At 61.3% G+C, this 18461-nt stretch carries 15 protein-coding genes; 10 read left to right on the top strand and 5 right to left on the bottom strand.

Annotated features, from left to right (window positions below):
- Positions 1-27 precede the first annotated feature (27 nt).
- The gene (locus tag ABIE18_RS07900) at positions 28-2781 is read right to left on the bottom strand and encodes a WecB/TagA/CpsF family glycosyltransferase (protein ID WP_499722127.1); all 2754 of its coding nucleotides are present in this window, start codon (positions 2779-2781) and stop codon (positions 28-30) included.
- Between the two features lie 312 nt (positions 2782-3093).
- On the opposite strand from ABIE18_RS07900, the gene ABIE18_RS07895 reads away from it, so the two are divergent.
- Entirely contained in the window at positions 3094-3954 is an 861-nt protein-coding gene (locus tag ABIE18_RS07895; protein ID WP_499722125.1) for a glycosyltransferase, read from the top strand.
- Here the strand turns inward: ABIE18_RS07895 and ABIE18_RS07890 are convergent.
- Together ABIE18_RS07890 and rfbB are read right to left on the bottom strand one after the other, a co-directional pair.
- Positions 3946-5355, bottom strand: a complete 1410-nt coding sequence (locus ABIE18_RS07890; protein WP_499722123.1) for a sugar nucleotide-binding protein — start codon at positions 5353-5355, stop codon at positions 3946-3948. The genes ABIE18_RS07895 and ABIE18_RS07890 overlap by 9 nt on opposite strands.
- Before the next feature lie 2 nt (positions 5356-5357).
- Positions 5358-6356: a dTDP-glucose 4,6-dehydratase gene (gene rfbB, locus ABIE18_RS07885; protein ID WP_499722122.1), complete on the bottom strand. Its 999-nt coding sequence runs from the start codon at positions 6354-6356 to the stop codon at positions 5358-5360.
- A gap of 54 nt (positions 6357-6410) precedes the next feature.
- On the opposite strand from rfbB, the gene rfbA reads away from it, so the two are divergent.
- The gene (rfbA, locus tag ABIE18_RS07880) at positions 6411-7277 is read left to right on the top strand and encodes a glucose-1-phosphate thymidylyltransferase RfbA (RefSeq protein WP_431115277.1); all 867 of its coding nucleotides are present in this window, start codon (positions 6411-6413) and stop codon (positions 7275-7277) included.
- A 12-nt stretch (positions 7278-7289) separates the two neighbouring features.
- Here rfbA and ABIE18_RS07875 read toward each other — a convergent pair whose 3' ends face one another.
- Positions 7290-8222, bottom strand: coding sequence for an aldo/keto reductase (locus tag ABIE18_RS07875; protein ID WP_499722120.1), 933 nt, complete (start codon positions 8220-8222; stop codon positions 7290-7292).
- A gap of 51 nt (positions 8223-8273) precedes the next feature.
- Here ABIE18_RS07875 and ABIE18_RS07870 point away from each other — a divergent pair, with 51 nt between their 5' ends.
- Together ABIE18_RS07870 and mshC are read left to right on the top strand one after the other, a co-directional pair.
- Positions 8274-9107 (top strand): undecaprenyl-diphosphate phosphatase, encoded by an 834-nt coding sequence (locus ABIE18_RS07870; RefSeq protein ID WP_499722117.1) that lies wholly within the window; start codon positions 8274-8276, stop codon positions 9105-9107.
- A 15-nt stretch (positions 9108-9122) separates the two neighbouring features.
- Positions 9123-10400 (top strand): cysteine--1-D-myo-inosityl 2-amino-2-deoxy-alpha-D-glucopyranoside ligase, encoded by a 1278-nt coding sequence (gene mshC / locus ABIE18_RS07865; protein WP_499722116.1) that lies wholly within the window; start codon positions 9123-9125, stop codon positions 10398-10400.
- On the opposite strand, the gene ABIE18_RS07860 is transcribed toward mshC, so the two are convergent.
- On the bottom strand, positions 10397-11302 hold the full coding sequence (locus tag ABIE18_RS07860; protein WP_431115281.1) for a PAC2 family protein: 906 nt from the start codon (positions 11300-11302) through the stop codon (positions 10397-10399). The two genes, mshC and ABIE18_RS07860, sit on opposite strands and share 4 nt — an antisense overlap.
- Positions 11303-11424: 122 nt before the next feature.
- Here ABIE18_RS07860 and ABIE18_RS07855 point away from each other — a divergent pair, with 122 nt between their 5' ends.
- The 6 genes from ABIE18_RS07855 to ABIE18_RS07830 all read left to right on the top strand — a co-directional run bounded on the left by ABIE18_RS07855 (position 11425) and on the right by ABIE18_RS07830 (position 18407).
- Complete coding sequence (locus ABIE18_RS07855) at positions 11425-12144, top strand: HAD family hydrolase (RefSeq protein ID WP_499722115.1); 720 nt, start codon at positions 11425-11427, stop codon at positions 12142-12144.
- On the top strand, positions 12145-13308 hold the full coding sequence (locus ABIE18_RS07850; protein WP_431115283.1) for a site-2 protease family protein: 1164 nt from the start codon (positions 12145-12147) through the stop codon (positions 13306-13308).
- Positions 13309-13419: 111 nt separating this feature from the next.
- Complete coding sequence (locus ABIE18_RS07845) at positions 13420-14508, top strand: tRNA (adenine-N1)-methyltransferase (RefSeq protein ID WP_499722113.1); 1089 nt, start codon at positions 13420-13422, stop codon at positions 14506-14508.
- A gap of 96 nt (positions 14509-14604) precedes the next feature.
- Positions 14605-16416, top strand: coding sequence for a proteasome ATPase (gene arc / locus ABIE18_RS07840; RefSeq protein WP_431115286.1), 1812 nt, complete (start codon positions 14605-14607; stop codon positions 16414-16416).
- 50 nt (positions 16417-16466) lie between these two features.
- A complete protein-coding gene (gene dop / locus ABIE18_RS07835) occupies positions 16467-18086 on the top strand; it encodes a depupylase/deamidase Dop (protein ID WP_499722270.1) in 1620 nt (539 codons plus the stop codon).
- Between the two features lie 117 nt (positions 18087-18203).
- A complete protein-coding gene (locus ABIE18_RS07830; RefSeq protein ID WP_216925702.1) occupies positions 18204-18407 on the top strand; it encodes a ubiquitin-like protein Pup in 204 nt (67 codons plus the stop codon).
- Positions 18408-18461 lie beyond the last annotated feature (54 nt).

Raw genomic sequence — 18461 nt, 5'->3', positions numbered from 1 at the left:
CCCGCCTGGACCCCGCCCACACGGGTTCTACTGCCTGCTGCTCTCATCGCGTTCCCAGGAACCGATGGCCCTCCCCGCAAAGAATGCTCCGTACCGGCCAATAACAGCGAAAGCTGCATAAGCCAGCGCATCGAATGCACTGACCGGCCCGCGTACGGAAACGGCTAGCTCCTGCAAAGTCCGCGCCGTCGAGGAGGCTGCGCCAGATGACGTCGACAGTGGGCCCCGTGAGGGTCTTTGCTGTTGGTTTCCGCGGTAAGTGCGCCGAAGAATCGCGAGCAACGCCCTCGACGAGCGGGGGGTCCTCACAACGACAGGGTCGGTCGCCAGAACAGCTTTTTCGCCCGGTTGGAACAAACGATCCACGTAGTAGTCGTCGCCGGTCAGAGCGGGAAATTCTCCGAGCCGTTCATGTCCATCTGCATTCATTGCGTAGACTCCGGCCCCCCACAGTCCCTGCGCGTTTCCAGGAATCCGGTTCCGGGCCCTGTAATAAGCCCTGACCAACACGGAGGCTCCGCTGGTGTCGTAGCGGAAGGCTGGCCGTGCAGCCAGAAGGGGCCCGGCCTCGAGAGCCCTGAAAACGGCGTGCAGGGCCTCGGGGTTGAGCTCCACATCAGCATCAAGATACAGTCGCGGCCACCGTTCGGTAGCACCGTCCGCCGCGTTGAGCGCTGCTGTTTTGGACGCACCCTCGACATGCAGGACCTTGATGCCCTGATACTGGGAGGCGACCTTTTCCGTGTCATCCGTGCAGCCATTGCACGCCACGATGACATCCACAGTTCCGGCACTTATGACTTCTTTCAAAGAATCCAGTGTCCGGCCAATAACTTTTGACTCATTGTGCGCCGGGATGATGACCGCTCCGGTTGGAAGGTCCTTCGAAAAATCAGGGGATCGCGTGGCATGAGGCAACGTCTGCCATAGCCGTTTCCTCAACAGGGCCCGCGCTGCTTCCCGGTGGCCAGGTTTGTTGATGCGTGCCATCTCAGCGGCGCAAACGGCGGCCCGGAAGAGCATAGCCCTGCTCCGCCCGAGATGTTTGGCCGCATAGCGAACACGATTCACGGACAGCAGCGCCGTCAGCTGAGGCGAGGTACCCGAACCCCCGCCTTCATGCCACATCCTTGCTGTGGGCTCGAACCAGATTGATTTCCCTGCTTCACGGATTCGATGGCAATAATCTGTCTCTTCCGAATACAGGAAGAATTGCTCGTCCCATTCCCCAACGGCCTGGGCTGCCTCGTCGCTTATCAGGAGAGCCGCGCCTGTGGCCCATTCGATGCGATGAGCGTATTGGTAGCCCTCCACGTCGAAGTCCATCTCCGAGAGCCAGGCCGGCCGCCGGCGCAGATGGCTGCCCAGTGCGGCATCTCCCAGGGCCCGCATCACGCTCGGCTCGCGGCGCAGCGAGGGGTAAACACTGCCATCATCTTCCAGCAGGACCGGCACAACCGCCCCAGCGTGGGACAGCCGCATTCTTCGGCGCAATGCTGCCACTGCGTCCGGCTCCACCCGCAGGTCCGGATTCAAGATGAGGTAGGCATCGGCGGGACCCGCCACCCGCATCGCCGCGTTGATGCCACCCGCGTAGCCGAGATTTCCGCCCGTCCGCAAAGAGATGACATCCGAATGCTTCGCCAGCTCGGTCATCGTGCGATCGTCAGGAGAATTGTCAGCCACCACTACCTTCATGGTTTGGTCACCCGTCATGGCCCTCAGGCTCGAAATCAGGGGTCCGACGTCGTCGGCATTGTTGTAGGTAACAACTATGGCTGCCACCTCTGCCCTCGCCTCAGCCGGGAGGAAGTGCTGCGGGGCCTGGTTGTTGATCGGGGCAGGGGCAAATACCGAATCCTCTGGCTTCCGGCCCACGGGCAGTGCGGGGGGAGGAACGTCTGCAGCACTGACCTGACGCAACTTCAGGTACGCCTCGGGTCCATCTATCAGGTACCGGCGGGCAAGCCTGCGCGGCTCCAGCATGAGTCGCCAAGCCCACTCAAACCCGTGGGAACTGATCCAGGATGGGGCGCGCCGGATTCGACCAGCCAGGAAATCGACAACAGCACCGAACGCCAGCAGAATCTTGGCTCCCGTGAGGCGACCATACTTGCTGACCCACAATTCCTGGCGGGGCTTGCCCATGCCCACCACCAGGATGTCCGGAGCAGTGGCCGCTATCTGCGCGGCGAGTTCCAAGGAAGCCTGCTCATCACTGATCACGGACCTTTCCGGGGCCCACCAGCCTGCAATCGCCAGATCCGGACGCTCCGTTGCGAACCTGCTGCGGATAAGCTCCTGGGCCTGCTCCGTCCCACCGAGGAATCCCACGCTCAGGCCACGGCGTTCGGCTTCGTCCAGCAGGGGCTCCACAAGATCGCTTCCCGCCAATCGTGGCCAAGGCTGGTCGGTGAGACGACGGGCTTCAGCAACCAGCGGGGCTCCGTCCAACAATGTCAGCCACTCCACGGACGCGTGCTCCGCCATAGCGCCCATCCACCTGCTTCCGGCCCCAAAGTGCAGGATATGGTCCAGGTTGGCAGAACAAACGCCAAGAGGTGACGCGCCAACTGAAGTTGCCCGGTCCATGATTTCCCGCAGGGCGCCATCAAACTCCAAGAGCTTCACGGGAACTCCGCCCAGGCTCACCCAGAGACCCTGCCCTGCTGGGGAAACGGTTGGTGGTCGGGAACCATGCCCTCTGGCTTCCCACGGGCGAAGTCGGGGAGAAATGTGGCGGGTGGCAACCCGGGAGGGCGCAGTCTCTTGGTGCAGCATTCTCGGCTCCAGGCTCGATGATCCAACTCACGGCACAAAAATGTGCCGGCGATCCAAGTCGCTGCACTTCCTGGATCGCCGATGCCGGACGGCGGGTGCCGCCCGAACTTACTTCCTTGAGTTGTCTCCCGGCCCTACTGTTTCGAGGCTGCCGTAGGGCTACTTTAGGACGATTTGCCTGCGTGCACCAGAGCGCGCGTTTGACTCATGGGAAGGTCCGCGGTGTCAGGGTATTGCCTGCCGGCCCCTGCCGGGAGAGGATGCGTTATGTCGACACCGAGGGGACCAACCCTGACCACGTAGAGGACGGACATGGGCAGCGAGATCACAGACTGTTTGGGGGGCCTGGCAACGCATTTTGTTCTCACACGCTTCAATGTCCGCAGCTTTTATCACAAGGCAGAGCCCACGGACGCATGGCTTCGCGAGCGCCTTCAGCTGTTTGAAATGTACTGCATCCCGTGCTTCCGAAATCAAACGGTAACCCGGTTTACCTGGCTGGTTTTCCTTGACTCCCTGTCGCCATTATGGTTGCGGCAGGAGATTGACAAATTATCCCAAGGCGTCTTTCGGGCTGTTTACGTTGAGGGTGCCTTCTCGCAGGAATTCCTGAGCCGGACAATTGGCCAACTTAGTGCCACGCCCTACGTCATTACCACACGGGTAGACAACGACGACGCAGTAGCAAACGACTTTATTGAGACAATTCAAAGTTGTTTCAGGGAACAGGACAAAACGTTCGTAAATCTGGTGAACGGTGCGCAGTATGCCGGGCGGAAAGTTTACGTCCGCCCGTACACGATGAATCCATTTTCGAGCTTGATAGAGCGGGTTGCGAACCACGCTCCGGCCACGGTGTTCGTTGAACACCATTACCGGATCGATGCCTATGCCCCCGTCCTGAATGCGCGGACTGCACACCCGATGTGGTTGCAGGTGATCCACGGCGGCAACGTCCTCAACGAGGTTGTGGGCCTGCGGACGAGTGCCCGACGCATTGCCCCGCACTTTTCTGTTTCCCTCGACGTGGACGATCGCTTCGTCAGCCGCAGCCTGGACAAGATCCTGGGCGCCTGGAAAATTCTCCTGCGGCTGCTCCGAAAGCCATCGCGGCTGAGGGACCTGGCCAAGACCCTCGTAGCGCGGAAAGCGGGAACCTTCGTCTCAAAGTAGCGTTCCGGACCGCAGATATGCTTCCAACCGGGAATGCGACATGGACGGACTGAAGCCCGTTTCCTTTATTTTCGAAAGGTCCAGGACGCTGCTGCCTGGACGCGGCGCCATCCCGGGTTTTGCGTATTCGGACGTGCTGATGGTGGTAATTTTCCCAGGATCCACACCACAGAGGCGATAGACCTCCTGTGCAATTTGAGCCCAAGACTGCGGCTCGCCGTCGCTGGTGAGGTTGTACGTTCCGTAAGGTGCCTGTTGCGTGATCAGGTGCCTGATGCCTGCGGCAATATCAGAAGCAAACGTCAGCCGCCCCCATTGGTCACCCACCACTGTGGGTGCTACGCCTTTTGCGGCCAGCCCAGCCATGGTGCGGACGAAGTTGCGGCCCTCGCCCACTACCCAACTGCTCCGCACAATGTAGTGCCGCGGCACCGCAGCAACGGCAGCGTCTCCGGCCGCTTTACTTTGCCCATAGACACCCAGGGGAGTGGGTGCCTCGTCCTCCCGGTGCACAGCGGCGGTACCGTCGAACACATAGTCGCTGGATACATGGACAAGCGTCAGTGAATGTTCGACGGCGGTCCTGGCCAGGCGGGACACCGCGGCTGCGTTGATGCTCCAGGCGGCAGTGCGGCCTTCCGCTGTCTCCGCGGCATCGACTCCCGTGAAAGCTGCGGCGTTGATGATGGTGGAATACTTGCGCCAATCGGTGGCGAGATAGGAATTCTCTGCCGAGATATCGAACTCGGCCCGCCCTGCGAAGTCCACCGTCGGGTCGCCGTCGAACTCCTCTCTGAGCGCGTTCCCCAATTGGCCGTCCGCGCCGAGTACCAACGTCCGCCTGGATTGCATTGGAGCCACATCGCCCAATCGTGGATGGGTCCGGTCCTGGTCAGACACCACGGCCTCCTCCAGCGGGATGGGCCATGGTAAACCGACGTCTTCGTCGGCAAGATTGAGGAACGTGTAGTCGGCCTGCGCTGCGGCACTCCAATGATCGTTGACCAGGTAGGTGTAGGCGGTATTGTCCTCGAGGGTCTGGAAGGCGTTGCCCACGCCCCGGGGAACAAAGATGGCTTCCATGGGGGACATCTCTGCGTGGAAAACCCTGCCGAAAGTCGGGCCCTGACGCAGGTCCACCCACGCACCAAAGATCCGCCCTGAGGCGAGCGAGATGAACTTGTCCCACGGTTCGGCGTGGATACCCCGAGTAGTCCCGCGTTTGGCATTGAAGGAGATGTTGTTCTGCACCGGCCCAAAGTCGGGGAGGCCCAAAGCCATCATCTTGCTACGGTGCCAGTTCTCCTTGAACCATCCCCGCTGGTCCCCGTGGACGGGCAGCCCGAAAAGCACCAGCCCGGGGATCGGTGTACTACGGGATGTCAATTCAGCGGGTCCCATGGTTAGTGGCCTTGGCCTGCGTATTTAGTCTCGGTCGCAGCTTTTTGCGGCCGCCACCAAGCTTCGTTGTCCTGGTACCAGCGGACGGTGTCAGCCAGGCCGGCGTCGAAGTCTGCAAACCGGGGGACCCAGCCAAGTTCCTTTCGAAGCTTGCTGGAATCGATCGCGTATCGAAGATCGTGACCGGGCCTGTCAGTCACCAGATCATAGGCCTCAGCAGGCTGTCCCATTTGCCGAAGCAGCTTCTCCACGACGTCCCGGTTGGACTGCTCACCATCAGCGCCGATCAGGTATGTTTCACCAATCCGCCCACGCTCCAGGATTGCCGCCACAGCCGCGGAGTGGTCCTCCACATGGATCCAGTCCCGCACATTGTGGCCGTTGCCGTAGAGGCGGGGACGGTTGCCATCCAGGATGTTGGTGATCTGTCGCGGAATGAATTTCTCCACGTGCTGATAGGGCCCATAGTTGTTGGAGCAGTTGCTGATGGTCGCCTTGAGGCCGAAGGAACGGACCCATGCCCTGACCAGCAGGTCTGAACCGGCTTTGGTTGCCGAGTAGGGGCTCGTGGGCCGATAGACCGAGGACTCGGTGAAACGCTCCGGATCTTCCAGGGCCAAATCCCCGTACACCTCATCTGTGGAGATGTGGTGGAAGCGGGTGTTGTGCTTCCGCGCCGCTTCAATGAGCGTGAACGTGCCTACGAGGTTCGTGTCCACGAACGGCCGGGGATCCTGCAGTGAATTGTCGTTGTGCGATTCGGCCGCAAAATGGACCACGGCGTCAACGGCTGCCGTCATGCGGTCTATCAGCGGGGCATCGCAGATATCACCCTGGACGAATTCGAAGCGTTCAGGAGGCAGGCCGGCGAGGGACTCGATGTTTCCGGCATAGGTGAGTTTGTCCAGGGCCGTGACATGGAGGCGTGAGTGCTCCATGATGTAGTGGATAAAGTTGCATCCAATGAATCCGGCCCCGCCGGTGACAAGGATTCTCTGCATGGCCATAGCGTAGCCGCCAATTGGGGCTATGTGCAGCGGGAAGGGACAGCTGATATGCGCGGCATCGTTCTTGCAGGCGGCACGGGCTCCCGGCTTCACCCAATAACGCTTGGAATCAGCAAGCAATTAGTCCCCGTATTCGACAAACCCATGATTTATTACCCGCTTTGCACGCTGATGCTTGCCGGCATTCGGGACATTCTGGTGATTACTACACCCACGGATGCGCCCCAGTTCGAGAACTTACTGGGCGACGGATCCCAATTCGGCATAAACCTCACATATGCACAACAACCCACGCCTGATGGATTGGCGCAGGCATTCATCCTGGGGGAGCAGCACATTGGCAATGGCAAAGTAGCGCTCATCCTGGGGGACAACATCTTCAACGGTCCGGGGATGGGTAACCAATTCCGCAAATACGCCGACGTTGAAGGCGGCGCGATCTTCGGTTACTGGGTCAAGGATCCAAGTGCTTACGGCGTCGTGGAATTCGATGACGATGGTCTGGCCGTCTCCATCGAGGAAAAGCCCGCGTCCCCAAAGAGCAACTATGCGGTGCCGGGCCTGTACTTCTACGACAATGACGTCGTCGCCATGGCAAAAGACCTCAAACCTTCCCCTCGGGGGGAGCTGGAGATCACGGACATCAACCGGCAATACATGGAGCTCGGAAGGCTCCATGTGCAGAAATTCCCCCGCGGGACCGCCTGGCTGGATACGGGAACCTTCAGTGACCTCAACGATGCGTCAAACTATGTCCGAACCACCGAGAACCGGCAGGGCCTGAAGATCGGAGCGCCGGAGGAGGTGGCGTGGCGAATGGGCTACCTCAACGACGACGAACTCCGCCAACAGGCGTCCAAGCTCGCCAAGAGCGGCTACGGCAGCTACCTGTTGGACATCCTCGACCGCCAGTAAGGACCTCGAGGGCTATACCGCCGAGACGTCCTCCAAAGCGCGCGAAATTTCGGCCGGGAGAACCGTCAACTGGGCATCCAGCAATTCCTTGAGTTGGACGGCGTTCCGGGCTCCCACTATCGCCGTGGCAACGCCGGGACGCGAAAGCAACCAACTCAGCGATACGTCCAGGGGCGATCGTCCCAAACCCCGCGCGGCCATGGCAACGGCCTCCACTACCCGTGATGCCTTCGGTTCAAGGTATGTTTCAACATACGCAGCAAGCCTGCTCTGCGCAGCACGGGAATCCGCGGGAATCTGGCCCCGGTACTTTCCGCTCAAGACACCACGGCCCAGGGGAGCCCAGGCCATCAGGCCGAGCCCGGCATCCTCCACGGCAGGAATGAGCTCTTCCTCCGGCTTTCGCTGCACCAGGGAATATTCGGATTGGTTGGCTACCAGCGTGAAACCAGCGACGGCCGCCGCTTTGGCTGTCTGCCACCCGTTGTAGTTGGAAATTCCCACGTAGCGGGCACGTCCCGACCTCTGCGCGAGCTCCAACGCTGACAGAGTCTCGTCCAAAGGAACATTCGGGTCCCATTCATGAACGAACCAGATATCGAGGTAATCGGTTCCAAGCCTTGCCAGGCTGGCATCCAATGCTGACAACAGGGCACCGCGTGATGCGTTGATGCTGCGCCTGGATTCGGACGACGAGACACCGGCTTTGGTAGATATGACGACTTCGGAGCGAGCCACGACATCACCCAACATGGAGCCCAACATCGCCTCAGCCTGGCCTTGGGCATACGATGCAGCGGTGTCGATGACGGTGCCACCTGCGTCCACGAAAGCGTGGAGCAACTCGGCAGCGTCCTGCTCATCCGTCTCCTGCGCCCAGGACATTGTTCCGAGGGACAAAGAGGAGACACGGAACCCGCTGTTCCCGACATAACGCTGCTGCATGCTGATAGCTTACGGGGAGTTCCCAGTCTTCATGACGTAGGGTCTATTCACGTGAACTGGATAGAAGCAGCCTTGCTGGGCCTGGTGCAGGGCCTCACCGAATTCCTCCCGATCTCCTCAAGCGCACACCTGCGGATCGTGGGCTCATTCCTTCCGAATGCAGCCGATCCCGGAGCCGCCTTCACGGCCATCACCCAACTGGGTACGGAGACGGCGGTCATCGTCTATTTCTGGCGCGACATCGTGCGGATCATCGGGGCCTGGTTCAGGTCCCTGAGCGGAAAAGTCCCACGAAATGACCCGGACGCCCGCATGGGATGGCTGGTGATCCTGGGCAGCCTTCCCATCATCGTTCTCGGCTTGTTGTTCCAGGACCAGATCGAGTCGGTCCTGCGGAGCATGTGGATAGTTGCCACCATGCTCATTGTCTTCGGCATGATCCTGGCAGTTGCCGACGCCGTTGGCCGCCAGGAACGGGATCTCACACAGCTCAGCTATAAGCACGGCATTCTGTACGGTTTTGCCCAGGCAATGGCGCTGATTCCCGGCGTTTCGCGTTCCGGCGGAACCATCACTGCCGGGTTGTTGATGGGGTACACGCGTGAAGCTGCGGCCCGCTACTCGTTCCTCCTCGCCATTCCGGCGGTTTTCGGCAGCGGCCTCTACCAGCTCTACAAAACGGTCTCCAAGGAGGGCCTTGCCGGTCCCTTCGGCCTCCCGGAGACGGCCCTGGCCACAGTCATCGCTTTCGTGGTGGGCTACGTGATCATTGGTTGGTTCCTTAAGTTCGTCTCCACACGTAGTTACAGGCTCTTTGTCTGGTACCGCATCCTTCTTGGCCTGGCCTTGTATGTCCTGCTCGGTTTCAATGTGATCAGCGCCTAGCACTAAGGTTGAGTCGTGAAATCGTGGACTTCCCGCCCTGTTCCTGAGCTGCCCGGCACAATGCCGCAACTACGCCTCTTCGACACCGCCCTTGGCCGCGTTGTGGAGATAGAGCCGCAGCCGGAACAATCGATGTACGTCTGCGGCATTACGCCGTACGACGCCACGCACATGGGCCACGCTGCCAGCTATGTGGCCTTCGACCTCCTCAACAGGGCCTGGCGCGATGCCGGAATCCGGGTGGCCTACGTTCAGAACGTTACGGACATCGATGACCCGCTCCTTGAGCGCGCCACCGCCACCGGTGTGGACTGGCGTGACCTGGCGCAGAGCCAGATTGAACTGTTCCACACGGATATGGACGCCCTCAACGTCCTTGCTCCAAATCATTACATCGGCGCAGTCGAAGCCATTCCGGACATTGTGCCCGCCATCGAGCGGCTTATTGCCGAGGGCGTCGCCTACCGCGTACAAGGTACAGACGGCGAGCCCGACGGCGATGTCTACTACGACGTCGAAATGGCCGGCAAACGATCCGACGCCACTGATGCATGGACGCTGGGCGACGTTTCAGGACTCGGCGAAGCGGAAATGCTTGCCCTTTTTGCTGAGCGTGGGGGCGATCCGGACAGGACAGGCAAACGTCAAGCGCTCGATCCCCTGCTCTGGCGGGTAGCACGTGAAGGCGAACCCAGCTGGCCGGGGGCCACCCTGGGTGACGGCCGTCCCGGTTGGCACATCGAGTGTACGGTTATCGCGCAGAAATACCTGCCCGCCCCTTTCACCGTGCAGGGCGGCGGCTCCGACCTCGTGTTCCCGCACCACGAAATGGGAGCAGGACATGCTTACTCACTGGCGGGCGTTCCCCTTGCCCGACACTATGCCCACGCCGGCATGGTGGGCCTTGATGGCGAAAAGATGAGCAAGTCAAAGGGCAACCTGGTTCTTGTCTCCAAGCTCCGGGCTGCGGGAGAAGAACCAGCAGCCATCCGCCTTGCGATCCTCGCCCACCACTACCGCTCTGATTGGTCCTGGACCGAGGCGGACTTCGGGGCAGCAAAGGATCGGCTCGCCCGCTGGCGCAATGCCCGCGACGCAGCTCCTGCCGGTTCTGCGTCCGCACTTGTCGACGCCATGCGCCCGGAATTGGCCAATGACCTCAACGCTCCCGGAGCCATTGCCGCCGTCGATCGCTGGGCTGAGGAGGCATTGCGGAACAACGCCCCGGCCTCCGGGATCGACGCCGCCCTTATGGGCGACGCCGTAGACGCGTTACTCGGCGTGGAGCTTTAGGGCCGGTCCTTACCGCGTCGCTTCAAATACCGCTCGAACTCCCGGGCAATGGACTCGCCTGATGCCTCCGGGAGGTCCGCGGTGTCCTTGGCTTCCTCCAACTGGCGCACGTAGGCGGCAATCTCAGGATCTTCGGTGGCAAGTTCATCCACCCCGCGTTCCCAAGCCTCGGACTCTTCCGCGAGGGCCTGACTGTCCAAGGGAACCTGGAGCAGGTCCTCGATCTTGTGAAGGATGGCCAGTTGGGCTTTGGGCGAGGGCGGCTGTGCGACATAGTGGGGGACCGCTGCCCACAGGGAAACTGTTGGCAGCCCTGCCAGCATGGCAAACTCGGCCAGCACACCCACAATGCCCACGGGCCCCTCGTACTGGGAGGCCTCCAGGTTCAAGCGTTCCCGAAGTGAACTGTCTTCCGTGGTGGTGCTTACCGGAATAGGCCTGCTGTGGGGAACGTCGGCCAGCAGCGCACCCACAAGAATGACCGAGTCCACCTTCAGTGCCTCGGCATGGACCAGGAGTTCGGTTGTGTAGGCGCGCCAACGGTATGAAGGTTCGGTGCCCAAAACAAACACCACGTCCACATTGCTGTCCGGAACTGACGCTTTGTAGATCCGCGTTGAGGGCCATTTAACCTTGCGCGCACCAGAGGACGTGCGCCGCACGGTGGGCCGGGTGAACTGGAAGTCGTAGTACTCCTCGGCGTCCACTGTGGCAACCTTCTTGCCATCCCAGAGCTTGTTCAAATAGTGCAGCGCATCGCTGGCGGCCTCACCGGCGTCGTTCCAGCCTTCAAACGCAGCGATCATTACGGTGACGCGCTGGCCTTCCGCGGGTTCCTTAAGGAAACGCTCGGGCTCCGCGGTGATGTCCTGTCCTTCGGGGGTCCCGTCCACACTGTTCATCCACTCACCCTACGTCCAAGTCCCTTGTGGATGCATGGCATTTCGCGCCGAAGCGTGTCCTGTATTCGCCCACAGCGCAAGCCCGGCCGGAAGCGCCCCGGCTTCCACGTAGACTTGAAACCATGCCTTCCTCATCCAGTCAGCCCCTCCTCAAAGCCGTGCTCTGGGATATGGATGGCACCCTTGTGGACACTGAGCCCTACTGGATCGCCGCCGAGCGCGCACTCGTGGAGGCGCATGGCGGGACCTGGTCACACCAGCAGGCCATGCAGTTGGTGGGCCAGTCCCTGCTGCACTCCGCCGCTGTACTCCAAGCTGCAGGAGTCCGCCTTGAAGCCCGGGAAATCGTGGATACCCTCAGCGCGCAGGTGATCATGCACGTCCGCAATGAAGTTCCCTGGCGCCCGGGAGCACGCGAGTTGCTGGACGAATTGCACCAGGCAGGCATCCGTTGTGCCCTCGTCACCATGTCCGAGGGCCCGCTGGCCGGCGTTATCGTTGAAAGCCTCCCCAAGCCCTACTTCGAATTCCTGGTCACGGGAGACACCGTCACCAACGGCAAACCGCACCCCGAGGCCTACCTCACAGCTGTTGAACGGCTTCGGCTCGAGGACCCGTCACTGACCATCGATCACTGTGTTGCGTTGGAAGATTCCATTCCTGGCGCCACGGCTGCCCTGGCATCGGGCGTACTGACAGTGGGCATCCCGCACCAGGTTCCGTTGCCCGAGTACCCTGGCATGGTCATGTGGGAAACCCTGGTGGGCCGGTCCGCAGCAGATGTCAGTCAGCTGGTTGCTGATCGCCTCGCACCGGGAAACCTGCTTGAAGGGGCAAACTAGGTGAGCAGCTCCTCCACGCCACACCATGCCGTTACCAAAAGGGACGGCATCCCGCTAGGAAAAATCGCCGGAATCTCCGTGTACCTCGCGTACTCGTGGTTCGTTATCGCCGGCTTCACCGTCATCGTCTATGGGCCTGCCCTGCTGGTGCGAATGCCCAACCTGGGCATCTGGGCCTACTTTGTTGCCCTCGGCTATGCCTTGCTGCTGGCGCTCTCCGTCCTGGTCCACGAGCTTGCCCATGCGCTCAGCGCCAAAGCGTTCAACTGGCCAACGGAAAAGATTGTCCTGAACCTGTGGGGTGGCCACACCCAATTCGAGAGCTTCACCGCATCCCCGGGACGCTCTGTCATCGTCGCCCTTGCCGGACCGGTGTCGAACTTTGTCCTGGCCGGCGGCATGTGGGCTGTCCTTTCTTCAGGCATCCTCGGTGGCGTCGCGGAAATCCTGGCAAACATCCTGATGTGGGCCAACCTCCTTATTGGCATCTTCAACGTTCTTCCCGGTTTGCCCTTGGATGGCGGCCGCTTGGTGGAGTCGGCGGTATGGAAGGCCACGGGCAGCCAGGACAAGGGAACCATTGCGGCAGGATGGTCAGGCCGCGTCATCGTCGCCGCACTTGTCATTTGGTTCATCGGAGTGCCGTTCCTCACCGGAGCGCCCCTTGACATCAGCCTCATGCTCATCACCGTCCTTGTTTGCGGTTTCCTGTGGATGGGCGCATCGAGCTCAATCAACCATGCAAAACTCCGCAGCCGCCTTTACCTGGTGAGCGCGGCCGGGCTCGCGGAGCCCGCAGTGGGCCTCCCGAACGCGGCTACTGTGGCGGACGTCCTGGTGGTATCACCTGCCGGGAGTCCCGCCGTCGTAATCTGCGGACCTGACGGAAAACCCCAGGGAGTGGTGGATCCGGGCGCGGCCGCCGCGGTTCCTCCCGAGGCCATAGCGACGACGCCGGTCACCGCCGTAGCGCATGCACTGGCGGCCGGCGCGTACGTCCCGGAATGGTCCAAGGGCCAGGAGCTGATCCAGTATCTGGCGCGGCTGGAGGGTGGCGAATACGCTGTGGTGGACCACAACGGAACCGTGACCGGGTTGCTCCGCCAGCAGGCAGTAGTGACAGCGATAACAGGTAAAGAAGCCCGGGGCAGCGGGCGCGCCTGACGCCCTTGCCGGTAGAGTTACGTGCCGGTCCATAAAGCAAACCATCGATTTTCGGCGCCCATACGGCAGCAACACATGGCGGCGCAGCCGCCCAGGAGCGAGGAACACCACATGAGCAGCGAAACCGCCGCGGCTGAGACAAGCGCAGGCACTGTCACGGGCGCGGACACAGGCATCGACAAGCCAGCCACTGACTCTGCCACGCAACCAACCGGGGCAGCCCGGCGCCGTGGGCCTTTCCGCGTGGGCGAGCGGGTGCAGCTCACCGACGAGCGTGGCCGGATGAACACCATCACGCTTGAGGTGGGGGGAGCTTTTCATACCCACCGCGGGTTCCTGAACCACGACGAAATAATCGGCAAGGTTGATGGTTCGGTAGTCAGCAATAACATCGGGCAGCAGTACCAAACGCTGCGTCCCCTCCTCTCGGACTTCGTCCTGTCCATGCCTCGTGGCGCGGCGGTCGTCTATCCGAAGGATGCCGGCCAGATTGTCACCATGGCAGATATTTTCCCCGGTGCGCGCGTTGTTGAAGCCGGCGTGGGCTCCGGCGCGCTGTCCATTTCCCTGCTCCGTGCAGTAGGCGATGGTGGCTACCTCCATTCCTTTGAGCGCCGGGAAGAATTCGCGGACATCGCCCGGGGGAACGTCGAGACGATTTTCGGTGGCCCGCACCCCGCTTGGCAGATCTCACTGGGCGACTTCCAGGAAGAAGTGGTCCGTGCCGAAGCACCTGGCTCCGTAGACCGTGTAGTGCTGGACATGCTTGCTCCCTGGGAGTGCCTTGACGCTGTGGCAACTGTTCTGGCCCCGGGTGGCGTCTGGATCAACTACGTGGCAACAGTGACGCAGCTTTCCCGAACCGCCGAGGCCATCAGGGCTGACGGACGCTTCACCGAGCCGGATGCCTGGGAATCCATGGTGCGCGGCTGGCACCTTGAAGGACTCGCAGTGCGCCCGGACCACCGCATGGTGGCCCACACTGGATTCCTCCTGGTCACCAGGCGGCTCGCCGACGGCGTCACTGGAATCTCCGTGAAACGGCGCCCATCCAAGACCGAATTCAGCGAGGAAGACCTGAACGCCTGGACTCCGGGAGCAGTAGGGGAGCGTGCCGTATCGGACAAGAAACTCCGGCGCGCAGCGCGTGATGCCATCGCCGGAACCAACGTCCAGGACGACCCCTCGGTCACAAACTGAAAAGGTCACAATAGGGTCCGCATTCCGGATGTCACCAAGCACCCTGAGCTTTTCGGGACTAAGGTCTTGTTAAGCGCAGGAAGGGGCTGATGAATCGTGGATACGTCGAACAACAACGACATTGGACGGCCGACACCGGAGGAAGCTAACGCCGCTGCTGAAGAGGCAGCAAACCGGAGGCTTGCCGCCATCCAGCCGCCCGACCCATCCAGTGAATTGACCGTGGCCGAACGCCAGATCAACATCCTTCGGGACAAGCTTCGCCACATCGACCGCCAGCTTGCCGCCGCCACCCAGAACAACAGCAAGCTCGTCAGCATGCTTGAAACGGCGAAGAGCGAGATCCTCCGTTTGAAGGGTGCTTTGGAGCAGGAAGGGCAGCCGCCCTACAGCTTCGGAACAGTGGTACAGATCAACCCCCGCAGGCAGCCGGGCCCGGGAAGTTCCGGCCAGGCGGCCACGGAGGAATCCGTGGACATTTTCAATGCAGGCCGCAAGATGCGTGTTGGCATCAGCCCGCTGGTAAATGTCAACCAGCTCGCCGTTGGCCAGGAAGTCCTCTTGAATGAGGCCCTGCTGGTGGTTGCCGGACTCGGCTACGAACGGGCGGGTGAACTCGTTACGCTCAAGGAGATGCTGGGCAAGGACCGTGCGTTGGTAGTTGGCCGCGCCGACGAAGAACGCGTAGTCCGCCTTTCCGGAGCGTTGCAAAGCGTGCACCTGAAGGTAGGAGACGCGCTATCACTGGATTCGCGCACCGGCTATGCGCTGGAGAAAGTCCCGCGCGCTGAGGTGGAGAACCTTGTCCTGGAAGAAGTCCCGGACATCACCTATCAGGACATCGGCGGCCTTGGTCCCCAGATCGAACAGATCCGCGATGCTGTTGAACTCCCGTTCCTGCATCCTGACCTGTACCGGGAACACGGGCTCAAGGCGCCCAAGGGCATCCTTCTCTACGGTCCGCCAGGTTGCGGCAAGACCCTCATCGCCAAGGCTGTGGCCAATTCCCTGGCAGCCCGTGCCGCTGAGCGCGCAGGCAACACCGACCTCAAGAGCTACTTCCTCAATATCAAGGGTCCTGAGCTCCTGGATAAGTACGTTGGCGAAACCGAACGGCACATCCGGCTGATCTTCTCCCGCGCCCGGGAAAAAGCGTCCGATGGCAGCCCCGTGGTGGTTTTCTTCGATGAAATGGATTCGCTGTTCCGCACCCGTGGCACTGGCGTGTCTTCCGACGTCGAAACCACCATCGTCCCGCAGCTGCTCAGCGAGATCGATGGCGTGGAGCGATTGGACAACGTGATCGTCATTGGTGCCTCAAACCGCGAGGACATGATCGATCCCGCGATCCTCCGGCCGGGCCGCCTTGACGTAAAGGTCAAGATCCAGCGACCCGATGCCGAGGCCGCTGCAGACATCTTTGGCAAGTACATCACCACGGACCTGCCTTTCCATGCACAGGATCTGGCGGAGTACGGCGGGGACGTCCAAGCTACTGTCGACGCCATGATCCAGCGCACCGTGGAGGCAATGTATTCCACCGAGAAGTCGAACGAATACCTTGAAGTCACGTACGCCAACGGTGATACGGAAATGCTGTACTTCAAGGATTTCAACTCAGGGGCCGTGGTTCAGAACGTCGTGGACAGGGCTAAGAAGTACGCCATTAAGGACCTGCTGACCAACCATCAGAAGGGTCTGAGGATCGATCACCTGCTGCGTGCAGTGGTGGATGAATTCCGGGAACACGAGGACATGCCGAACACCACAAACCCTGACGACTGGGCAAGAATTTCAGGGAAGAAGGGTGAACGGATCACGTACATCCGTACGATCGTGCAAGGCAAGGCCGGCCAGGAACCTGGCAAGTCGATCGAGACCACAGCCAACACGGGCCAGTACCTGTGACGGCCAAAACCGAGGGTGTGCCAGGGGAAAGGTTGCCGGTGGGTGGCGCCATGCGCGTCATGGGTTCCGAAACCGAGTACGGAATCCATGCGCCATCGGCGCCAGGGGCGAACGCCACCATGATGTCCGCCCGGATCATCCAGGCCTATGCCACGGTCACGCGCCAACGTGCCGCCGGGGGAGCGGAAACACGTTGGGACTACACGGACGAAGAACCTCTACACGATGCCCGCGGTTGGACCGTTGACCGGGCGTCCGCCGATCCCAGCCAGTTGACTGACCAACCGCCAGTGCTCGACGCCGAGGCAGTAGCGTTGGCATATGGCCGCCAGGAACTGGAATTGGACGGCCAGGACGAATCCGGTTCGCTCCTTATGAACATGGTCCTCGGGAACGGCGCGCGCCTTTACGTGGACCATGCACACCCGGAATACTCAAGCCCTGAAGTCACCAACCCGCGGGATGCGGTGGCCTGGGATGCCGCCGGCGATCTCGTCGCACTTGCCACGGTGAGGAAAGTAGCGGCAGACACCAGCCTTCCGCCGATCAATCTCTACAAGAACAACACTGACAACAAATCAGTGTCCTATGGCTCGCACGAGAACTACCTCATGCCCCGTTCAGTTCCCTTTGGCGACATCATCCGAGGGCTCACACCATTCTTCGTGTCCCGGCAGGTGATTTGTGGTGCCGGGCGTGTGGGGATCGGACAGGACAGTTCCACTGCCGGCTACCAGATCAGCCAACGGGCAGACTTCTTCGAGGCTGAGGTGGGCCTTGAGACCACTATCCGCCGCCCCATCATCAACACCCGGGACGAGCCCCATGCCACCGCGGATAAGTATCGGCGGCTTCACGTAATTATCGGCGATGCGAACCTCAGCCAGGTTTCGAACTATCTGAAGTTCGGCACCACGGCCATGGTTCTCAGCCTCATTGAAGCTGGCCAGGCGCCCCGCATCGAAGTCCATGAACCCGTTCAGGCGCTGCAGGCCATCAGTCATGACACAACCCTGGCCACTACCGTAAGACTGCTGGACGGACGACGGGTGACCGCCCTGGACATCCAGTGGATGTACTACGAAGCCGCCGCAAAGCTGGCGCAAGAAACCGGAGTTGCCGATTCCGTCACTGGCGACGGGCACACGCATGGCGTCCTTGAACGCTGGGAATCCACCCTGTCAGTGCTGGGCAGCGACCCCGTTGCTGCGGCGTCATCCGTGGAGTGGGTAGCCAAGAAATCCCTCCTTGAGGGGTACCGGAACCGGGACGGCCTTGGTTGGGACGATGCCAGGCTCGGGTTGGTCGATCTCCAATGGTCCGATATCCGGCCGGAGAAGGGTCTTTACTACAGGATGCTGTCCAGGGACAGGATGATCCGGATCGTCGACGACGCCGACATCGCCAGGGCGGTGGGCGAACCGCCGTCGGATACGCGCGCGTATTTCCGCGGACGGTGCGTTTCCAGCTTCGGCAAAGACGTTGTGGGCGCCAGCTGGGACTCGGTCATCTTCGATGTTCCGGGACTTGGGAAACTTCAGCGTGTCCCCACCCGCGAACCACTTCGGGGAACCCGGGCGCTCACAGGAGCGCTCTTTGACCGGCATCGGGAGGCCGGCTCGTTCCTGGCCGAATTGCTGGGCCAAAAACCGCCGCCGCCCAAGGAGTGAGGCGTTCAGGCGCGGGGAAAAATGGTGCCCCGGCAAAGCCGGGCGCAGCAGCCCACGGCGTGGCAATATGGCAGTAGGAAGTCCCCACAAACGGGGGCTGACAGTAGGGAGAATGAAATGGCAGCGCAGGAACAGCAGCAACCGCAGTCACGGGACACCGAGACTGAAGTAGACGTCCCGGAGGCCCCACCGGCAGCACCCGAAGCCCAGGCCTCGGACGCGACACAGGGTGTGGACGATCTCCTTGACGAAATCGATGGCGTCCTGGAATCCAACGCTGAAGAGTTCGTCAGGGCCTTCGTCCAAAAGGGCGGCCAGTAAGCGGACCCGGACAACCTATGTACTGCCCGGCCGGCGCGAGGCCGCCGGGCATCG

The organism is Arthrobacter sp. 2762, assembly GCF_040548745.1.
In the GTDB taxonomy this organism is placed as follows: Bacteria; Actinomycetota; Actinomycetes; order Actinomycetales; family Micrococcaceae; genus Arthrobacter.
This window is presented reverse-complemented; position numbering and strand designations above follow the sequence as displayed.

What these genes read in the sequence shown, in the direction of transcription:
- ABIE18_RS07900 (WP_499722127.1), bottom strand. Translation starts at nt 2,781, where the DNA reads ATGCTGCACCAAGAGACTGCGCCCTCCCGGGTTGCCACCCGCCACATT.
- ABIE18_RS07895 (WP_499722125.1), top strand. Translation starts at nt 3,094, where the DNA reads ATGGGCAGCGAGATCACAGACTGTTTGGGGGGCCTGGCAACGCATTTT.
- ABIE18_RS07890 (WP_499722123.1), bottom strand. Translation starts at nt 5,355, where the DNA reads ATGGGACCCGCTGAATTGACATCCCGTAGTACACCGATCCCCGGGCTG.
- rfbB (WP_499722122.1), bottom strand. Translation starts at nt 6,356, where the DNA reads ATGCAGAGAATCCTTGTCACCGGCGGGGCCGGATTCATTGGATGCAAC.
- rfbA (WP_431115277.1), top strand. Translation starts at nt 6,411, where the DNA reads ATGCGCGGCATCGTTCTTGCAGGCGGCACGGGCTCCCGGCTTCACCCA.
- ABIE18_RS07875 (WP_499722120.1), bottom strand. Translation starts at nt 8,222, where the DNA reads ATGCAGCAGCGTTATGTCGGGAACAGCGGGTTCCGTGTCTCCTCTTTG.
- ABIE18_RS07860 (WP_431115281.1), bottom strand. Translation starts at nt 11,302, where the DNA reads ATGAACAGTGTGGACGGGACCCCCGAAGGACAGGACATCACCGCGGAG.
- ABIE18_RS07855 (WP_499722115.1), top strand. Translation starts at nt 11,425, where the DNA reads ATGCCTTCCTCATCCAGTCAGCCCCTCCTCAAAGCCGTGCTCTGGGAT.
- ABIE18_RS07845 (WP_499722113.1), top strand. Translation starts at nt 13,420, where the DNA reads ATGAGCAGCGAAACCGCCGCGGCTGAGACAAGCGCAGGCACTGTCACG.
- dop (WP_499722270.1), top strand. Translation starts at nt 16,467, where the DNA reads ATGCGCGTCATGGGTTCCGAAACCGAGTACGGAATCCATGCGCCATCG.
- ABIE18_RS07830 (WP_216925702.1), top strand. Translation starts at nt 18,204, where the DNA reads ATGGCAGCGCAGGAACAGCAGCAACCGCAGTCACGGGACACCGAGACT.